Below are 16,657 nucleotides of genomic sequence, written 5' to 3'. Positions count from 1 at the left end.
GGGTTAGAACCCGCCTTACCACTCACGACGGCCGCGGTAGGTCTGCCCTGGGGAAAACAGGTCAAAAGCTGGACACTAACTGGCCACCGCGCCCGGCGGGGTAGCGAAGGCTTCCGTCGCGGCGATCAACCGCAGTGAAGTCGAAGTCCAGGGTGAGGTTGCCGTCATGACCACGCATTGAGTTCCGAGCCGGCGAGGTGGGTTTCCCCGGCGAAAGCCGTTGCCGGCAACGGGAAACACCTTGTCGCGACCGGTGTCCGGCGCGCACCATCGATACAGACCGGAATTTCGCGAAACCACCGTGAAATCCACCGAATCCCGTTCACCGGGGAATTCCGAGGAGTCTGCCATGATGGTCGTCTGTTCCGTTTCCGCCCTTCTCCGCACCGCGCTGGGCATCGTCCTGGTCGCGCTGTTCGCCGGGCTGGCGCTGGCCGGGCCCAGTGCTCCGGCGAGCACGCCCGGGCCTGCCGCGCCGGCTGCCACCGCGACCGCCGCCGCCGAACCCGTCACGCACTAAGGGCCGGTGGACTCCAGGTGCTCGATCAGGCTGGCCAGCTGGTCGGCGTACCGCCGGACGAACTCGGGCGCGTCCGCCTGCGTCCCGGTCAGGCCGTCGACCACGTGCGGCAACGTCACCGGGGCCATCGCCGCCGCCATCAGGAGCACCGTGAGGCACTCCGGGTCGGCCCAGCCCGGGAGGCGGCCCTCGGCCTTCAGCGCGCCGAGCCGCTCCACCGTCCCGGTCAGGCGCTGCGTGCGCGGCGCGTGGTCGGGGTCGGTGTCCGGGCCTTCGTACTCCAGGCCCGACCACGCCAGCAGCCGGACGCCATCGCGGCTTTCCAACGTTTCCAGAGCCATCCGCCGGACCTGTTCGGACAGCGGCAGGTCCGGCGCCATCAGTTCGCTCTGCCGCTGTCCCCACCCCTCCGACATCGCCCGGTACAGGCCTTCCTTGCCGTCGAAGTAGTACGAGATCAGCTGCTGGTTCACCCCGGCCCGCGCCGCGATCGCCGCGATCCGCGCGCCGGCGTAGCCCTTCGCCGCGAACTCCGCGGCCGCCGCCTCCAGGATCAGCCGGCGGGTGCGCTCCGGATCCCGTTGGCGCTCCTGGGGCTTCGGCGAACGGCGGGGCTTCGACGCGGTCACGCCGCGACTATACGTCAACCAACCGCTTGACTCTGTCGAACAGACGGTTGAGGCAGCGCCGCCGTCAGGACGAGGGCCAGCACGAGCACCCCGGCGCTGACCGCGAGCGCGCCCGCCGTCGCCGACGCGGATCCGCTGCCCAGCCGGGTGAAGAAGACCGTGCCGAACAAGGCGATGCCGGTCGCCGTGCCGAGCTGGACGGTGGTGTTCACGACGCCGGACGCCGCGCCGGCCTGCTCGGGCCGGATCCCCGCCATCGACGTGGCGAACAGCGCGTTCAGCACCGCACCCATGCCGAGCCCGACGGCGACCACCGGCACCAGCAGTTCCCAGCCGCGCAGCGCAGTGTCCACTTGCGACACCAGCACGGCGAGCACGACCAGCCCGGCCAGCAGCACGGCGACGGCGCCGGCGGTGAATGCGCGCCCGAGCTTCGGGGCGAGGCGCATGGCCAGGACGTTGCCCACGACGATGCCGAGCGTCGACGGCGCGAACGTCAGAGCCGCTTCCCACGGCGTGAAGCCGAGCCCGAGCTGCAGGTGCAGCGTCAGGACGAAGAAGACGCCGACGCCGGTGTTGACGCAGAGCAGGACGGCCTGGCTGCCGGCCACCTGCCGCAGCAGGTCCGGCGGGAGCAGCGGTTCGCCGCCGCGGCGGAACTGGCGCCGCTGGTGCCACGCGAACACGCCGGCCAGCGGGACGGCCGCCACCAGCAGCGCGATCGACCACGCCGGCCAGCCCAGCTCGCGCCCCTGCACCAGCGGGTAGAAGATCGCGGACAGCACGGCGGTCAGCAGCCCCAGCCCGACGGGGTCCATCCGGTGCCGGAGGAACCCCGGCCGGCCGGGCATGGTGACCAGCGCACCGGCCAGCGCGAGCACGCCGATCGGCAGGTTCACCAGGAAGATCGCCCGCCAGCCGGTGCCGAACAGGTCGGCCTCGGTCAGCGCCCCACCCAGCAGCGGCCCGGCGAGCCCGCCGACCGGGAAGGCGGCCGCGTACCAGGCCATCGCCTTCGGGCGTTCCCGCTCGTCGAACTCCGCGTGGACGAACGACAGCACTTGAGGCACCATCAGCCCGGAGCCGACCCCCTGCACCACCCGCGCGGCGATCAGCACACCGGCGTGCCCGGCCAGCCCGGCCCCGAGCGAGGCGGCGGTGAACACGAGCATGCCCGCCACGAACAGCTTCTTCGGCCCGTGCCGATCACCCAGCCGCCCGCCGGTGATCAGCGTGAGCGCGAAGCCCAGCGCGTAGCCGGCCGAAATCCACTGCAGCGCGGCCTCGCCGGTGCCGAGCTCCCGCCGGATGGTCGGCAGCGCCACCGCGACGATCTGGTTGTCGATCATGTCCACCAGCACCGCGAGGACCGCAACCGCCAGTGCCCACCACCTGAGCGCGTGCTTTTCCACGACGTACCTCCCCAGCGACGACCTTGACGCAGCCATCGTCAACCAACCGGACGACTCTGTCAACCAAACGTTTGATTGAGTCCGGCGGGCGTTGGAGAAGTGGGGGTTCGTTCCTGAGGACCTCCTGGAGTTGGTTGACGAAGGCTTCGGCCAGCCACGGCGCCGCCACGGGCACCGCCGCTGCGCGCCGACATCCGCCCGCGCAATCCGGCCGCGCCGATCACCGCCCCGGTGGCGACGCACGCCGCCGCGAGCTCAAGCCGGCAGCACGCCGCTGCTCGGCACCGTCCACACGAGCGGCCCGGCGTGCCAATCGCCGCCCCGAGCTCGAGCCGGCAGCGCGCCGAAGCGCCGATCGCTGGCCCGGCCGCGACGCACGCCGCCCCGACCTCGAGCCGACCGGCGGCCGTACGCCGCCGCCGCAACCTCGAGCCGGTCAATGACCGGCGCGAGCGGGGCGGGACTCAGCCTTCAAGCACCTCCCGCAGCTTCCAGGCGAAGGCCTCCGGCTGGCCGGCATAGCCGTACTCACCGCCGAGGAAACCGCCGTGGTGGCTCGGGAACACCGTCGCCTCCTGGCCGAGCTGCGTCGCCGTTCCGATGGCCGCGCGGCCGGTGTACACCTCCCGCGATTCCTCGCCGACCGCCACGACTATCCGCGTCGGGGCCGCGGCCAAGGCCGGGACGTCGAGCCGGTACGCGCTCACCGCCAGGGTGCGTTCGGTCAGGAGTGGGTCGTCGCGGCGGCCGTCGTCCTCGGGTGGGAGTCCGAATTGGACCGGGTCCGCCAGTGGGAGTGCGAAGTACGCGTCGGTGAACGGGCCCTGCCACGACGTCATCGTGAAGAACGCCGCCATTCCGGCGCCGAACCCCTTGGCCTCGTAAGCATCCCGCACCGCTTGGCCGGCCCGCTCGGCCGCGGCCGCGTCCGGCAGGGACGCGACGATCGGCGGCTCGTGGGCGACGAGCGTGCTCACGGCCTCCGGGTGCGCCGTCACCAGCGCGAACCCGGCGACCGCGCCCCCGCTGCTGCCGAACACCTCCACCGGCCCGGCGCCGAGCGCGGAAATGACGGCGTGGATGTCCTCCGCCTGCACGGCCGGGACGTGGTCCTCTCGCCCGTCCTTGCGGACGCTGCGCCCGAGCCCGCGCGGGTCGTAGGTGACCACCGTGCGGTCGGCGAAGTGCGACGCCAGCGCGCCGAACCCCTCCGCCGTCATCGGCTGCCCGATCATGAACAGCGGTGGCCGCGGGCTCTCGGCGGGCGCCGGGCCGTGCACGTCGTAGACGATGTCGGCTTCGGGTGTTTCCAAGGTGTGTGTGGTCATCGGGACTCCCCTCGTCTGGTCTCATCGAGACGTTAGACGAGGGGTCCGACAATTTCCGCCGAGGCGAGGAAGGCGAGCGGGCTAAGCCGTTTACAGAGGAGAAGGAAGCCCGCTCATGGCCTCGCATCGATAAGACTATCAGGCCGGGACCAACCGGTTGAGCGTTTCCAGCGTGAGCACGGTCGACCCCTCGGGCAGCCCCTCCGGCCGGTGCAGGCCGACGTACGTGACCGGCTCGGCCGGCCGCGCACCGGGCTCCCACACGCTCACCTCGGTGTCGCGCATCAGCCCGACGAGGTACCCGACGGTCAGGTACTTCCGCTCGACCAGGCCGCGCGCCAGCACGCTCGTGCTCGCCTGGTTCGTCTCGAGCCGGTTGAACCGGGGCGAGCCGGACAGGTAGAGGTGCAGCCAGGTCGCCGTCCACGTACCGGCCCGGTCGCGGCCGAAGACCATCGGCAGCGCGACGCGCCCGCGCCCGCGCAGGTCCGAGCGGGTCCGCACGGTGCGGGGCTCGAACGGCGCGCCGGCCTGCGCCCGGTCGCGGAGCATCCAGCCGAACATCGACTCGGCGACGTCGTCGAAACCCTCGCCGGAGAAGACGTTCACCTGCGGCACGACGTACGCGGCGCCGAGCGAGTCCAGCGGGATGTCGATGAACTCGGTCGCCCCGTGCGGCGCCTCGGTGAGGTCGCCCGAGTACACCGCGCCGCCGTCGTGGTAGTTGGTCCACGACACGTGCCCGGCGTACCGGAAGCGGGCGTCCAGCAGCAACGCCGACAGGTCGAAGTCGGTCGTTTCCCGCGCCTGCCGCCAATAGGTGAAGAACCGCAGCACTTCCCCCTCGACGTGGGTGCGCGAACCGCGCGGCAGCACGGCGAACCCGTCCTCGCTCGCCTTCCCCGACAGCGGGAGCGCGACGTCCAGCACGGCCGGGTCGACCACCAGCCGCCCGCCGGCCGGCAGCCGTGCGGAGAGTTCGGCGTCGATCAGGTCGCTCACCCGCGCGATCACTTCGCGCGGCAGCGGCGGGCGGGTGTCGGCGGCGACCCACGCGCGACGGCTGCGCGTCGTGAACACACGGGCGGCGTCCGGTGTGGCGCGGTTCAGCAGGTGCTCACGCACGGAGCACAGCACCCGGCCGGACACCGAACCCAGCACCGTGCCGGCCGCGGCGAGGACGTCGTCGACCGGATCGGCCTGCCGCAGCAACCGATCCAGTGATCGCATGAACAGGCCCGGCGCGGCGGTCAGCACCTCGGCGGCGCGCGAGACGTCGCCGTCGGCGAACGCGCGCTCCGCACGGCCGGCCACCGAGGACACCTTGCGGTCGCCGCGGGCGACGTCGAACACCTCGCGCGCGCCCGGGTACGCCGTGGTCTCGTACGGGTGCAGGTAAGTGCCCAGTCGCTTGAACCGCTCGGCGAAGCGAGAGACGTCACCGAGCTTGCCCGCGCTGCCCGCGACCACGCCGTCGAGCGCAGCCAGCAGGATGCGCCGCTCGCGGCGGCGGAAGCTGCGGAACCGGGTCGGTTCGGCCAGCGTGACGTCGCCGCCGCTGGCCTGGCACGCGGTGCGCAGCACGTCGACGACGGTGTCGACCGCGACCAGCGGGCGGCCTTCCGCCAGCCGGACCGCGTTGAGCACGGCCCGGTTTTCGCGCACCGGCACGGCTTCGAGCTCGACGTCGCCGCAGGTGACGGCCAGCTCGGCGAGCAGCTGCAGGTCGGCTTCCCCCAGCGGGGTGCCGGACTCGGCCAAGGATCGGTACAGTGCGCGGGTTTCTTCCTCGAGCGTGCCGCCCAAGTGGACGACGGTCACCCGGTCCTTGATCGACGCGACCAGCTCGTCGTGCGCGGCGAGCAGGTCGGCAAAGCTGTGCTGGTAGCGGCCGTAGCCCGGCAGCGTGAGCAGGTCGACGACGTCGTCCCCGCCGGTGTGGCGCAGGCAGGAGACCCAGAACTCGACGGTGTCCGGCACGCGGCGCGGGAACTTCTTGAAGTAGGCGTTGTGCCGCACGTGGTCGCCGACCAGGCCGCGGACGGCACCGACGACGGCCGCGGCGAGGTCCATCGCCGCGCCGGGCGCCACGGTGGACAGGTGGCCGAGCAGCGCGCGATCGGCCTTGAACCCCACGCTGAGCAGCACGACGTCCAGCTGCCGGGCGACGGCGGACCCGTCGCCGGCCGGTGCGTCGGCACGCGGGACGCGCAAGGTGTGGCTGATGATCGTCTGCAGCATGGAAGTTCCCCCGGGTAGGTGGTCGCGCGCCGTGGTGTCGAACCACGTCGGCGGAGCTTATGAGGCCCCGCTGGTTACCGAACCGCACGCGTGGGTTGGCCGACCGGACTCGCACCGGCTTCGCCCGGGACCACAACCCGGGGCCTCGTCTCCTTCGGCTTCGGCCAAGGTAGCGCGTCCGGGAGTCGAACCCGGGTCTCCCGGGTGAGAACCGGGGATCCGTACCGCTGGACCAACGCGCCGAGCGCATTCGCGTCCGCGCACTGGTTGCAGCGAAGACGAATGCCGGGAAAAAGAGCACCGGCGGAAGGAGTCGAACCCTCTGGCCGCGGTTTTGGAGGCCGCGCCGCTTCCCAAGCTCGCCGATTTCAAGAAAAAAGCCGCCCGGCCCGGTTTCCCGGCGGGCGGCTCCCTGGACCACGACGCGGCTACGTCATGACAGGGAGCCCCGAGAAGTGCGCCATGTGCTGCCATTCCATGGTCGTCATGTGCCCTCCTCGGTTCGTGTGGCACCCATCATCACCGGACAAGCCGAGCCGCGTCAAAGCAATTAAGCCTCTTCCCGCGCCAGCTGCTGCGCCGCTCGCCCGATGGCCGCCTCGACCCGGTCGGCCAGCAGGCCCACCGCGCCGACCGCGCGGCTCATCGGGTCTTCGCCGTCGCCGCCCAACGCCTGTTCCCGCAGGTATGCCGCCTTGACGTCAACCCACCGCTGAGCCTGCGAAGGGGACAGCCGTCCCCGCAGCTCGGCCAGCTTGAGCAGGTTGGCCTCGGCACCCGAGGTCAGCGTCTGCGCCTCGCCGGCGTAGTGGTCGTCGATCAGGGCTTCGAGCTCGGTGTCGTCCATCACCGGCACGATGCGCTCGGCGAGCTTGTTCATGTTCCGGTACGAACCCTGCAGCTGGAACGGCGGCTCGGTGCGCGAAGCGTCCGCCTGCGCCGCCGATGCGATGTAGGCCTGGTTGTTCGCCAGCACGGTCCGCTGCACCCGCAGCAGCTTCCGCAGCACCGCGAGGACCTGCTCCAGCTCCGTGGCCGAATACGCGTGCGAAAGCTGGTCCGCCCGCGCGGATCCGTCGCCGCGGGCCATCCGGACCAGGATGTCCACATCGGACCGTTCGCGCGACACGAGCGGCGCCAGCACGGTGTTCGACGTCAGCGCGTTTTCGACGTAGCTGAGCGCGAAGAGCTCTTCCTTGCCGGACAGCACGTCGCCGAGGTTCCAGACGTCCGCGCGGTTGGCGAGCATGTCCGGGATGCGGAACCGCTTGCCCTGCTCGGTGTACGGGTTGCCGGCCATGCACACCGCGAACCGCTTGCCGCGCAGGTCGTACGTCCGCGTGCGGCCCTCCCACACGCCTTCCATCCGCCGCTGCGCGTCACACAATGAGATGAACTTCTGCAGCAGCTCCGGCGACGTGTGCTGGATGTCGTCGAGGTACAGCAGCACGTTGTTGCCCTGCTCCAGCGCGAACGAGATCTTCTCGACCTCCTGCCGCGCGGTCGCGTTCGGCGCGTCCGCCGGGTCGACCGACGTGACGTCGTGGCCGAGCGCCGGCCCGTTGACCTTGACGAACACCAGCCCGAGGCGGCTGGCGACGTACTCCATGAGCGTCGTCTTGCCGTACCCCGGCGGCGAGATGAGCAGCAGCAGCCCGGACTGGTCGGTGCGCTTGGCGTCACCGGCCGCGCCGAGCTGCTTGGCCAGGTTGTCGCCGATCAGCGGCAGGTAGACCTCGTCGAGCAGCCGGTTCCGGACGAAGGCGCTCATCACCTTCGGCTGGTATTCGTCCAGCCGGAGCCGGTCGCGTTCGGCGGCCACGAGTTCGTTGCGCAGCCGCTGGTACGCGCGGAAACCCGGCACGCGATCGCGGCGGAAGCGGTGCGTCCTGGCGAGCGTCTCGTCGAGCCGCACCGTCACCGACCGCCCGGTGATCCGCGGGTGCGCGCCGAGCAGACCGTCCACAGTGGCCGTCAGCGTCGCCGACGAGTCGTACCGCGGCAGGTCGCACAGCTCGATCGCGACGGCTTCGGGCAGCTCGTCGGCCGGCAGCCCGGCCGAGTCCGCGAAGGACCGCAGCCAGGCGTCGGCGAGCTGGTACCGGTCCGCCAGGTCGTCGAGCGAACCCAGGTCTTCGGCGAAGCTCCGCCGGTCGAGCCGGAACTTGTCCAGCACCGCCCGCGCGCCACCGCTGGTGACGAACCCGGACGGGGCGACGGCGAGCTCCTCGAACAGGTACTCCCCGGCGAACTCGGTGTCGAGCCCGAGCCCGCCGGCGAACGCCGTGATCGCGTCGGTGAGCTCCCGCGACAGCTCGTCGATCGCCGGGGTGGCGCCGAACGCCTCCCGCACCCGCGCGAGCGACGCGGCCCGCGTCGTCCAGGCGGCGCGCGCCCGCTCTTCGGCGCCGAACGCCCAGAACAGCTGGGCCGCGGCCCGGGCGGCGGGCGGGTAACGCAGCAGCCCGGCGGCGGACCGCAGCCGCAGCAGAGCGCCCAGGATCGCGGCGGCGTCGTGGTCGTGCACGCCGCGCGCGTACCCCTCGTCGTACCGCTCCCCGGCCACGCTCCGCACGACTTCCAGGAGGTCGGCTTCGACCAGCTCGGCCGCCGGCCGTTCGGCGAGGATCGAGGTCGCGAGGTACTCGGCCCGGTAGACCTCCGGTGACTCCGAGACCAGCAGCTGCTCCCAGTACGGCCGGGTCGCCTCGAACGCGGCGTCGCGCACCGGCGCCCGGTAGTCGGTGCCGGTGATCGCAAATTTCAGTGAGCCGTCGTGCGGCACCAGCGTCAGGTCGACGTCCTGGGTGTTGACGGCGAAGGTGTTGCGGCCGAGGCGGATCGTCTCGCCGCCCTCGCCGTAGAGGTCGAGCCGGTCGCGCAGGGCCCGGCCGGCCTCCTGGCGAGCGGCCTTCACCCGGCCTTCCAGCTCTTCGGCCCGCACCTGGTCGCCGAGCGCCCGCAGGTCCTCGACGACGCTGCGCAGCTTCGAGACCATCGGATCGGCCGCGAAGTAGGTGTTGATCTCCTCGGCCGAGCCGAGTGACCCGACCCGGCGCGTCACGCTGCCGAGGATGCGCCCGGCCGACTCGACCAGCCTGTCCGCCCGGCGCGCCCGCTCGTCGAGCAGCGCCTGCTTGCGCGAGGAGAACGCCTCGTAGACGTCGGTGCGCTTCTCCCCGAGCGAGGTCAGGAAGTCGTCGAACTCCCCGAACCGCGATTCGAGGTTCTCCAGCTGCAGCAGCAGCCGGCCCAGCTGCTCGTCGCAGCGCTCCGGGGTGTCCGCGACCGCGAGCCCGCCGGTGATGGCCTGCGCGAGCAGCGCGAACTCGGCCGCGAACTCGGCCCGGCCCTCGGTTTCCAGGAGTTCCTTGCGGCGCGCGTCGAGCGTCGCCCGGGCGCGGTTGACCGCGCCGATCACCTCGCCGACGCGCTCCAGGATCTTCGTCCGGACGACGGCGTCGGCGATGTCCAGCCCGCCCACGACGTCGGTGAGGACCTCCAGGCCGGCGGACTGCTCGTCGAGCCGCTCGGCGACCGGGCCGGCCTCGGCGACGGTCTTGATCGCGCCCGCCGCGGCGATGAGACCGTCCACTTCGGCGTGGTAGCCGGTGAACGCCTCCTCACCCTGCAGGAACCGCACGGCCCGCCGCGCGGCCTCGGCGAACTCGGTGTCCAGGTCCGCGATCAGCGTGTCCACGCGCGCGGTGTCGGCGTACCGCAGCTCCCGCACGGTGACCAGCCGCCCGCGCGCCCGGTGCATCTCGGCGAGGCGGCGCACCCAGGCGTCCGCCGCGTTCAGCGCCTCGCCCCGCACGCGCCGCACGAGCGACGCCGTGTCGGCCGCCGCGGTGTCGACGGCCTCGGCCGCCTGCGCGGTGAGCGAGGTGACCGTCTCGAACTCGTCCAGCACCTGCTCGGCGGTGACCCGGACGTCGGACAGCGGCGAACGCAGGTCGCCCAGCTCGGTCTCGCCCAGCCAGTGGTAGTGGTCGAAGACCCGGGCGCAGGCGGCGATCAGCGCCTCGAACACCGCCGCCGACGGCGCCATCTCCCCGATCATCCGGGTGATCGACAGGCAGTCGGAGATCCCGCGGACGAGGTCGGCGTTCCCGACCCGCTCCAGCGGCCCGGTGCCGGCCGGCTGCGCCGCGGCGTAGGTGGCCGACTGGAACGGCGTCCGCCACACCTGCATCGGGTGCACCCGGCTCGGTTCGTCGGACAGCGCGCGGAACAGGATCATCGTGCCGTCGTCGAACAGCGAGTACCCGTGGCACGGGATCGGGTTGGCGACCTCCTTGCGGATCACGTTGTAGGGCAGCAGGAGCGAGCGCCCCTCGGCCCGCGCGTGGAAGACGTACAGCACGTCCTCGCCGTTGGGCGAACGGATCACGCGCTCGAACTCGAGACCGTCCACAGTGGTGTCGAACGTCTTGCTGACGCCGGTGTCGAGGTAGTAGCCGCCGGGGAAGATGATGCCGTGGTCCTCGGGCAGCCGCTGGCAGGCCTGCCCGATGCCGTCGAGCCGCACGACGTCCTGGGTGCGCGTGTTGAACACCAGGTAGCGGTACTCGGTTTCCTTGTACGGCAGCATGCGCAGCAGGATCAGCGGGCCGATCCGGGCGTAGGAGACCTCGGCGTCGGCGAGGCTCTGCAGCGGCTCGTCCACCGGCTCGGCGTACACCCCGGCGCCGGTCTCGGTGTTGTTCTCGACCTTGACCGTCAGGTTGCCGCCGACGGTTTCGACGAAGACCTCGTCCTCGATCGAGATGTGCGGGTGGCGGCCCAGGACGTGGTCCTCGCGGGTCGTCTCGACCCACTCGAAGTCGTGCGACGGCGGGAAGACGTGGTCGCGCTCGCCGCGGCTGTCCAGGTAGGACACCGAGCCGTCGGCCGCGATCGCCCACCGCAGCACCCGGATGTCCTCGGTGCGCGGGCCGATCTGGAACACCGCGAGCAGCTTGCCGTCCAGCCGGCGCAGCTGCAGCAGCTTGGCCTGGCGGTAGTACCGGTAGAGCTCGCCGAAGTCCCGCCCGAACTGCTCGTCACGCAGCAGTTCGGGCAGTTCCTCGGCGCTGACGTCGTCGAAGCGGAACGCGTCTTCGTCGCGGCTGAAGCGCTGCAGCGAGAAGACGTCGTCGACCGCCGTCTCGGGCTTCAGGCCGATGAAGACGTTGTAGCCGAACAACATCCGCCCGTCGACGGCGACGATGTCCCGGGGCACGCAGTTGTTGGCGGTGCGGATGCGTTCGGTGCCGACCAGCGCGAGCTGCGCGCTGCCGAAGACCTCCAGCCGCCGCGCGTTGAGCTCGTCGGCGCGTTTCGCCAGCTCGGCGGCCTGGGCGGCCAGCCGGACGCGGAGCACCTCATAGGTGCCCGCGTCCAGCTCCGTCTCGGCCGCCGTCACTGCTTCGCGGCGACGACGGTGGCGACCGACGTCTCGGCGAGGCCGAGCCGCTGCGCCGTGGTCATCAGCTCACGGAGCTTGTCGCTGTCCGGCCCGCTGGCCTGCAGCTGCTTCGCCAGGAAGGCCGACAGCGTCAGGTTCTTGACGTCCTCGGTGCTGACCGCGCCGATCAGCTTGGCGAGGTCGTCGGTGAAGCTGGCCGACCCGTCGACGTACGGCCGGGCGAGCGCGCCGACGACGTCGGAGTGCTGCACGAAGCCGTCCACGCTCTTGCCGAGGCCGATCGAGCCGACGATCCGGTCGAAGAACGCGGTCTCGCCGCCGACGATGTCGATGTCGGCCTTCTCCAGGCCGGCGCTGAGCACGACGGCCTGCGCTTCGGCGACGTCCCGCTGCACGTCGAGCGCGGCCAGCCGGATCTCCTTCTCGGCGTCCAGGCGCAGCCGGTACTCCTCGTGCTCCCGGCTCGCGCTGTCGAGCGCGGCCATCGCGGCGGCCTTCTCGGTGAGGCCCTCGGCCTCGCCCTTCAGCTTGTCGCGCAGCGCTTCGGCGACCACGACGGCCTTCTCGCGCTCGACGATCGCCTCGGCGCGGCCGACCTTCTCCAGCGCGACGGCGTCGCGCTCCCGGACCTGCGCGGCGGCCAGGCCGGCGGCGGCCTCCTCGGCCTGGATGCCCTCGGCGAGCCGGATCTTGGCCCGCGTCTCCAGCTCGGCGGCCTGCTGGCGCGCCTCGGCGAGGGTCAGCTCCTCGCGAGCCTTGTACTTGGCGGCCTGCTCCGCGGCTTCGGCGGCCTTGATGCCCTTGACCAGGTTCTCCTGGGCCTCGGCCTCGGCGCGGATGACGACGGCCTCGCGGGTGCGCTGGGCCTCCTCGACCACGCGCAGCTTCTTGATGTTCTCTTCCTGCTCGGCGACGGTCTTCTCGACGGCGATTCGCTCCCGGATCACCTCGGCGATCGACCGCTTTTCGGTCTCGAGCTCCTTGTCCTTGGCGATCCGGGACAGCTCGGTTTCGCGCTCGCGGCCGATCACCTCGAGCAGGCGGTCCTTCTCGATCCGCTCGGACTCGATGGCGATGACGCGTTCGCGGTTCTTGCCCGCGACCTCGATTTCGCGCTGCTGGTTCTGCTGCTGGATGCCGAGCTGCTCGTCGGTGCGCAATTGCGCGGCCTGCGACTTGAGCCGTTCCTCGGCCTGCACCTTCGTGATTTCGGCTTCTTCGCGCGCCCGCATGGTTTCGATTTCGCGGCGCTGCTTGATTTCCGCGTCGGCCTGACGCCGTTCCAGCTCGAGGATCGCCTCCCGCGCGTCGACGTTCTGGCGCGTGATCTCCTTTTCTTCGTGACGGCGGAATTCGTTGGTGCGCACGTGCTCGATCGCCGTCAGTTCGGTGATCTTCCGGATGCCCTGCGCGTCCAGGATGTTCGCCGCGTCGAGCGACGCCATCGGGGTCTGCTCGAGGTAGTCGATGGCCGCGTCTTCCAGGCTGTAGCCGTTGAGGTCGGTGCCGATGACACGGATGATCTGGTCGCGGAATTCGTTGCGCTTGGTGTAGAGGTCGACGAAGTCCAGCTGCTTGCCGACGGTTTTCAGCGCTTCGGAGAACTTCGCGTTGAACAGTTCCTGCAGGGTGCCCTGATCGCTGGCGCGTTCGGTGCCGATCGCCTGCGCGACCTTCACGACGTCCTCGACCGTCTTGTTGACGCGGACGAAGAACGAGATCCGGATGTCGGCGCGGATGTTGTCGCGGCAGATCAGGCCTTCCTGGCCGGTGCGCTCGATGTCGATCGTCTTCACCGAGATGTCCATGACCTCGGACTTGTGCAGCACGGGCAGCACGACCGCGCCGGTGAAGGTGACATCGACCTTGCGCACCTTGGAGATGATCAGCGCTTTGCCCTGCGGCACCTTGCGGAACAGCCGGCTCACGACGAACAGCAGCACGAGGACGATCAGGACCACGACGGCGATCAACACGCCGGCCCCCAGGCCGATGGCATCCATTCAGTTCAGTCCTTTTCTGCCTCGAGTTCCATGGGGCTGACCCAGAAGAACTCTCCTTCGGCGTCGTAGTCGTAGAGGACAACGCGGCTGCCGACGCCGAGGTTGCCTTCGCCGGCCAGTCGGATTTGGACGATCGCCGAAGAGCCGTCGGCAGCGGCGGCTTCGGCCTGCCCGAAGTCCTCGGTGACACTCGACGTCCGAACGACGGCAACCCGGCCGACGAAGTCCCGCCGCGTCGGCTCGACCCCGGCGAAGACCCGCCGCAGCGGCACGATGATCAGCCGGGTCCCGAGCGCCCCGCCCAAGAGCGCGCCGGCCAGGACGCCGAAGCCGAGCAGGATCCGCAGGGGTGCACCTTCGATGAGGACGGCGCCGACGAGGCTGAGGAACCAGCTGAAGGCGACCAGCAGCGACAGCGAGATGGACAGCGGAACCCCGCCGAAGAACCCGATCTCCCCGTCTTCGACGTCGAAGACGCCGAGCAGGGCCAGCCCCCAGTAGCCGATCACGACGACCAGCAGGAAGCTGAAGAGCACGGCCGGAAAAGCCAGCGCCGCGGCGACGAACCCGCTCATCGTTTCCATCCCCCCATGGAAGGCCCCGGCGGCGCGGGGCCTTGGCCAGCGACTATAACCGGCAGGAGGAGGCGGGGACGAACATTTCGGACACGAGCTCATCTCGCCGCGGTGTCGTTCGTCTCGTCGGTTAAGTCACCTACCCTCGATACCCTACCACCAGAGTGTTGGTATAGTATCCAACATGGAGGCGGTTAGCTGACCATCACAACGATCGTGGCTATCCGAGTTACAAGCATGTTGTTCGAAACGCCGGAGCTCGACGAATGCGAGCGAGAGGTCCTGACGCAGGTCGAGGAGCTCAAGACGGCCCTGCGCTTCCACTTGACCGAGCCTCGGCGCTGGGCGGGTTCCCTGCGCCGGGTATCCCTTGCGCGGGCCATCCAAGGGTCGAACAGCATCGAAGGCTATGAAGCCGGGCTCGACGACGCGGTCGACGTAGCCGCCGGCGAGGAACCGCTCGAAGTCGACGAAGAAACCCGCTTGGCACTGACCGGCTACCGCGAAGCGATGACCTACGTGCTGCAGCTGGCCGAAGACGAAGACTTCGAGTACAGCGACCAGTTGCTGAAGAGCCTGCACTACATGATGACGAACTACGCGCTGAAGAACCGCCCGGGCCGATGGCGGGCCGGGAGCATCTACGTCCGGAACGACACGACGGGCGAGATCGTCCACGAGGGCGCGGACTTGAGCCTGGTGCCGGCCCTGATGCGGGAACTGGCCACGGGCTTGAACGCCGGAACCGAGTGCCCGGACATCGTCCGGGCCGCCATGGCCCACCTGAACCTCGTCATGGTGCACCCGTTCCGCGACGGGAACGGGCGCATGGCCCGCTGCCTGCAAAGCCTCGTCCTGGCCCGGAGTGGGGTGCTGAGCCCGGTGTTCATGAGCATCGAGGAGTACCTGGGCCAGAACACGCAGGCCTACTACGACGTGCTCGGCGAGGTGGGCGGCGGGTCTTGGCAACCCCGGCGGGACGCCCGCCCGTGGATCCGGTTCACGCTGACCGCGCACCTGCGCCAGGCACGCACGATGCTCCAGCGGGTCAAGGAAAGCGAACGCATGTGGGCGGAGCTGGAAACGCTCGTCCAGGGCCGCGGCCTTCCCGAGCGGAGTGCCATGGCCTTGTTCGACGCGATGATCGGCCTCCGCGTACGCAATGCCACCTACCGTGCCTACTTCGAAGACAGCCCCGAAGAAATCACGGAAGCCACGGCCAGCCGCGATTTGCGCGCCCTCGTGGCCGCCGGCCTTCTCGAAGCCGAAGGCGAGAAGCGAGGGCGGCACTACGTCGCCAAGCCACCTTTGGTCGAGATCAGGGAGCGCGTGCGAGCGGCGCGCGGTCCGAAGGACACGACCGACCCCTTCGCGGACTGACAGGCCCTGGACAGACCGCGGCCGCAGCCGCCGAAGCACACGCCAAGGTGACGGCTCCCCTCAGCGGAGCTGACTCACCCTGAACAGCCGTGTCGCGCACGGCGACGACCAGCACAAGTGCGACCGCCAACCCGCCGTCGGCGCGACGGTCGCACTCACCAGGCGTTGAGCGCGCCATCGTCCAGTCGCGAAACGCTTTCGTTCCGGAAATGAAGGAGCCGGCAAGGGGGCTCGAACCCCTGACCTTCTGTTTACAAGCTGTCAGGTCGATCGTTCAGGTCAGTTCGTTGGGCGACAAGTCGCAGGTCAGCGCACAGACCCGGTGCTGCGCGGCCGCCCGCGGCCACCGATGAACGAGACTACAACTGAGACAGCCGCAATACCCGCAATACAGCATCAGCTAGTCGCTCCAGCTGGCACGATCCTTGGCGGAACACTGCCCACAGGCGTCATACCTCGAGTCGCACTGCACGATGCGTGTCCTGTAGCGCCCCCGGACAGCGTTGCGCCCAGTGCTTCGCAGCCAGTGTCAAGTCGGCGAGTGGGAAGTGGCGGGACCAGCGTCGGGGCAGTGTGAAGTTCTACCTTGCAAGCGGCCCCGTGCGGGCGCATCTAGTGGACCGCACAGTCCGCTACACGGGAAGGGGCCCGCCCGCGTCTCGTTTCCGCCGGCCGACGCTCAACAACATGCCGCACGACGAGCCGTCTGACCGACATTCTCACGGCAGCCGTTGCATGGGGAAGTGCGGTACATCGTCGTCCAGAAACTTCTGCCCGCTGATTTCAAAGCCAAATCTGCGATAAAAGTCAACCGCTTGGGACTGCGCGTCTAGGATGATGATTCGCCGAGAGAAAGCCGCGATAGCCGAAAGGATGAGATTTGTTGCCATTCCTCGCCTACGGTATTCAATTTTGGTGCAAACTCGACCTATTCTATGCGTGCCATTTTGCTCTTGAGTTACCCGCAGACAAGCCGTGGTCTTGTTGTCTATTTCGGACCAGAAGTGATGAGTTGTGCGCGCGAGATCAATGCCATCGATATCCGGATATGCAATGTGTTGCTCCACGATGAACACCTGAACTCGGAGATGCAGAAGTTTGTACAGTTCACCCACCGAGAGCTCTGAGCCGCGACGATGCACCTGCCTTATCACGTCAC

At 69.8% G+C, this 16,657-nt stretch carries 10 protein-coding genes and 1 tRNA gene; 2 read left to right on the top strand and 9 right to left on the bottom strand.

Going from position 1 to position 16,657, the window contains the following annotated elements; translation table 11 throughout:
- Window positions 1-349: 349 nt before the first annotated feature.
- Window positions 350-520: a hypothetical protein gene (locus ACWEVN_RS24445; protein WP_449683079.1), complete on the top strand. Its 171-nt coding sequence runs from the start codon at window positions 350-352 to the stop codon at window positions 518-520.
- On the opposite strand, the gene ACWEVN_RS24440 is transcribed toward ACWEVN_RS24445, so the two are convergent.
- The 8 genes from ACWEVN_RS24440 to ACWEVN_RS24405 all read right to left on the bottom strand — a co-directional run bounded on the left by ACWEVN_RS24440 (window position 517) and on the right by ACWEVN_RS24405 (window position 14,127).
- On the bottom strand, window positions 517-1,149 hold the full coding sequence (locus ACWEVN_RS24440) for a TetR family transcriptional regulator (RefSeq protein WP_452052823.1): 633 nt from the start codon (window positions 1,147-1,149) through the stop codon (window positions 517-519). The two genes, ACWEVN_RS24445 and ACWEVN_RS24440, sit on opposite strands and share 4 nt — an antisense overlap.
- A gap of 14 nt (window positions 1,150-1,163) precedes the next feature.
- The gene (locus tag ACWEVN_RS24435; RefSeq protein WP_452052822.1) at window positions 1,164-2,561 is read right to left on the bottom strand and encodes an MFS transporter; all 1,398 of its coding nucleotides are present in this window, start codon (window positions 2,559-2,561) and stop codon (window positions 1,164-1,166) included.
- A gap of 464 nt (window positions 2,562-3,025) precedes the next feature.
- On the bottom strand, window positions 3,026-3,889 hold the full coding sequence (locus tag ACWEVN_RS24430; RefSeq protein ID WP_452052821.1) for an alpha/beta fold hydrolase: 864 nt from the start codon (window positions 3,887-3,889) through the stop codon (window positions 3,026-3,028).
- A 138-nt stretch (window positions 3,890-4,027) separates the two neighbouring features.
- Window positions 4,028-6,130, bottom strand: coding sequence for a hypothetical protein (locus ACWEVN_RS24425; RefSeq protein ID WP_452052820.1), 2,103 nt, complete (start codon window positions 6,128-6,130; stop codon window positions 4,028-4,030).
- A gap of 170 nt (window positions 6,131-6,300) precedes the next feature.
- Window positions 6,301-6,372 (bottom strand) — tRNA-Glu (locus ACWEVN_RS24420).
- A gap of 308 nt (window positions 6,373-6,680) precedes the next feature.
- A complete protein-coding gene (locus tag ACWEVN_RS24415) occupies window positions 6,681-11,537 on the bottom strand; it encodes a DNA repair ATPase (protein ID WP_452052819.1) in 4,857 nt (1,618 codons plus the stop codon).
- On the bottom strand, window positions 11,534-13,543 hold the full coding sequence (locus ACWEVN_RS24410) for a flotillin family protein (RefSeq protein WP_452052818.1): 2,010 nt from the start codon (window positions 13,541-13,543) through the stop codon (window positions 11,534-11,536). Before ACWEVN_RS24410 ends, ACWEVN_RS24415 begins: the two co-directional genes overlap by 4 nt.
- Before the next feature lie 5 nt (window positions 13,544-13,548).
- Window positions 13,549-14,127: a hypothetical protein gene (locus tag ACWEVN_RS24405; RefSeq protein WP_452052817.1), complete on the bottom strand. Its 579-nt coding sequence runs from the start codon at window positions 14,125-14,127 to the stop codon at window positions 13,549-13,551.
- Between the two features lie 228 nt (window positions 14,128-14,355).
- On the opposite strand from ACWEVN_RS24405, the gene ACWEVN_RS24400 reads away from it, so the two are divergent.
- Window positions 14,356-15,498, top strand: a complete 1,143-nt coding sequence (locus tag ACWEVN_RS24400) for a Fic family protein (protein WP_452052816.1) — start codon at window positions 14,356-14,358, stop codon at window positions 15,496-15,498.
- 719 nt (window positions 15,499-16,217) lie between these two features.
- On the opposite strand, the gene ACWEVN_RS24395 is transcribed toward ACWEVN_RS24400, so the two are convergent.
- Entirely contained in the window at window positions 16,218-16,613 is a 396-nt protein-coding gene (locus ACWEVN_RS24395) for a GNAT family N-acetyltransferase (RefSeq protein WP_452052815.1), read from the bottom strand.
- Between the last annotated feature and the right edge of the window lie 44 nt (window positions 16,614-16,657).

It is taken from the genome of Amycolatopsis sp. NPDC003861 (assembly GCF_053605405.1).
This window is presented reverse-complemented; position numbering and strand designations above follow the sequence as displayed.

Coding starts and splice junctions, on each gene's coding strand:
- ACWEVN_RS24445 (WP_449683079.1), top strand. CDS start 350: ATGATGGTCGTCTGTTCCGTTTCCGCCCTTCTCCGCACCGCGCTGGGC.
- ACWEVN_RS24430 (WP_452052821.1), bottom strand. CDS start 3,889: ATGACCACACACACCTTGGAAACACCCGAAGCCGACATCGTCTACGAC.
- ACWEVN_RS24405 (WP_452052817.1), bottom strand. CDS start 14,127: ATGGAAACGATGAGCGGGTTCGTCGCCGCGGCGCTGGCTTTTCCGGCC.
- ACWEVN_RS24425 (WP_452052820.1), bottom strand. CDS start 6,130: ATGCTGCAGACGATCATCAGCCACACCTTGCGCGTCCCGCGTGCCGAC.
- ACWEVN_RS24410 (WP_452052818.1), bottom strand. CDS start 13,543: ATGGATGCCATCGGCCTGGGGGCCGGCGTGTTGATCGCCGTCGTGGTC.
- ACWEVN_RS24400 (WP_452052816.1), top strand. CDS start 14,356: ATGTTGTTCGAAACGCCGGAGCTCGACGAATGCGAGCGAGAGGTCCTG.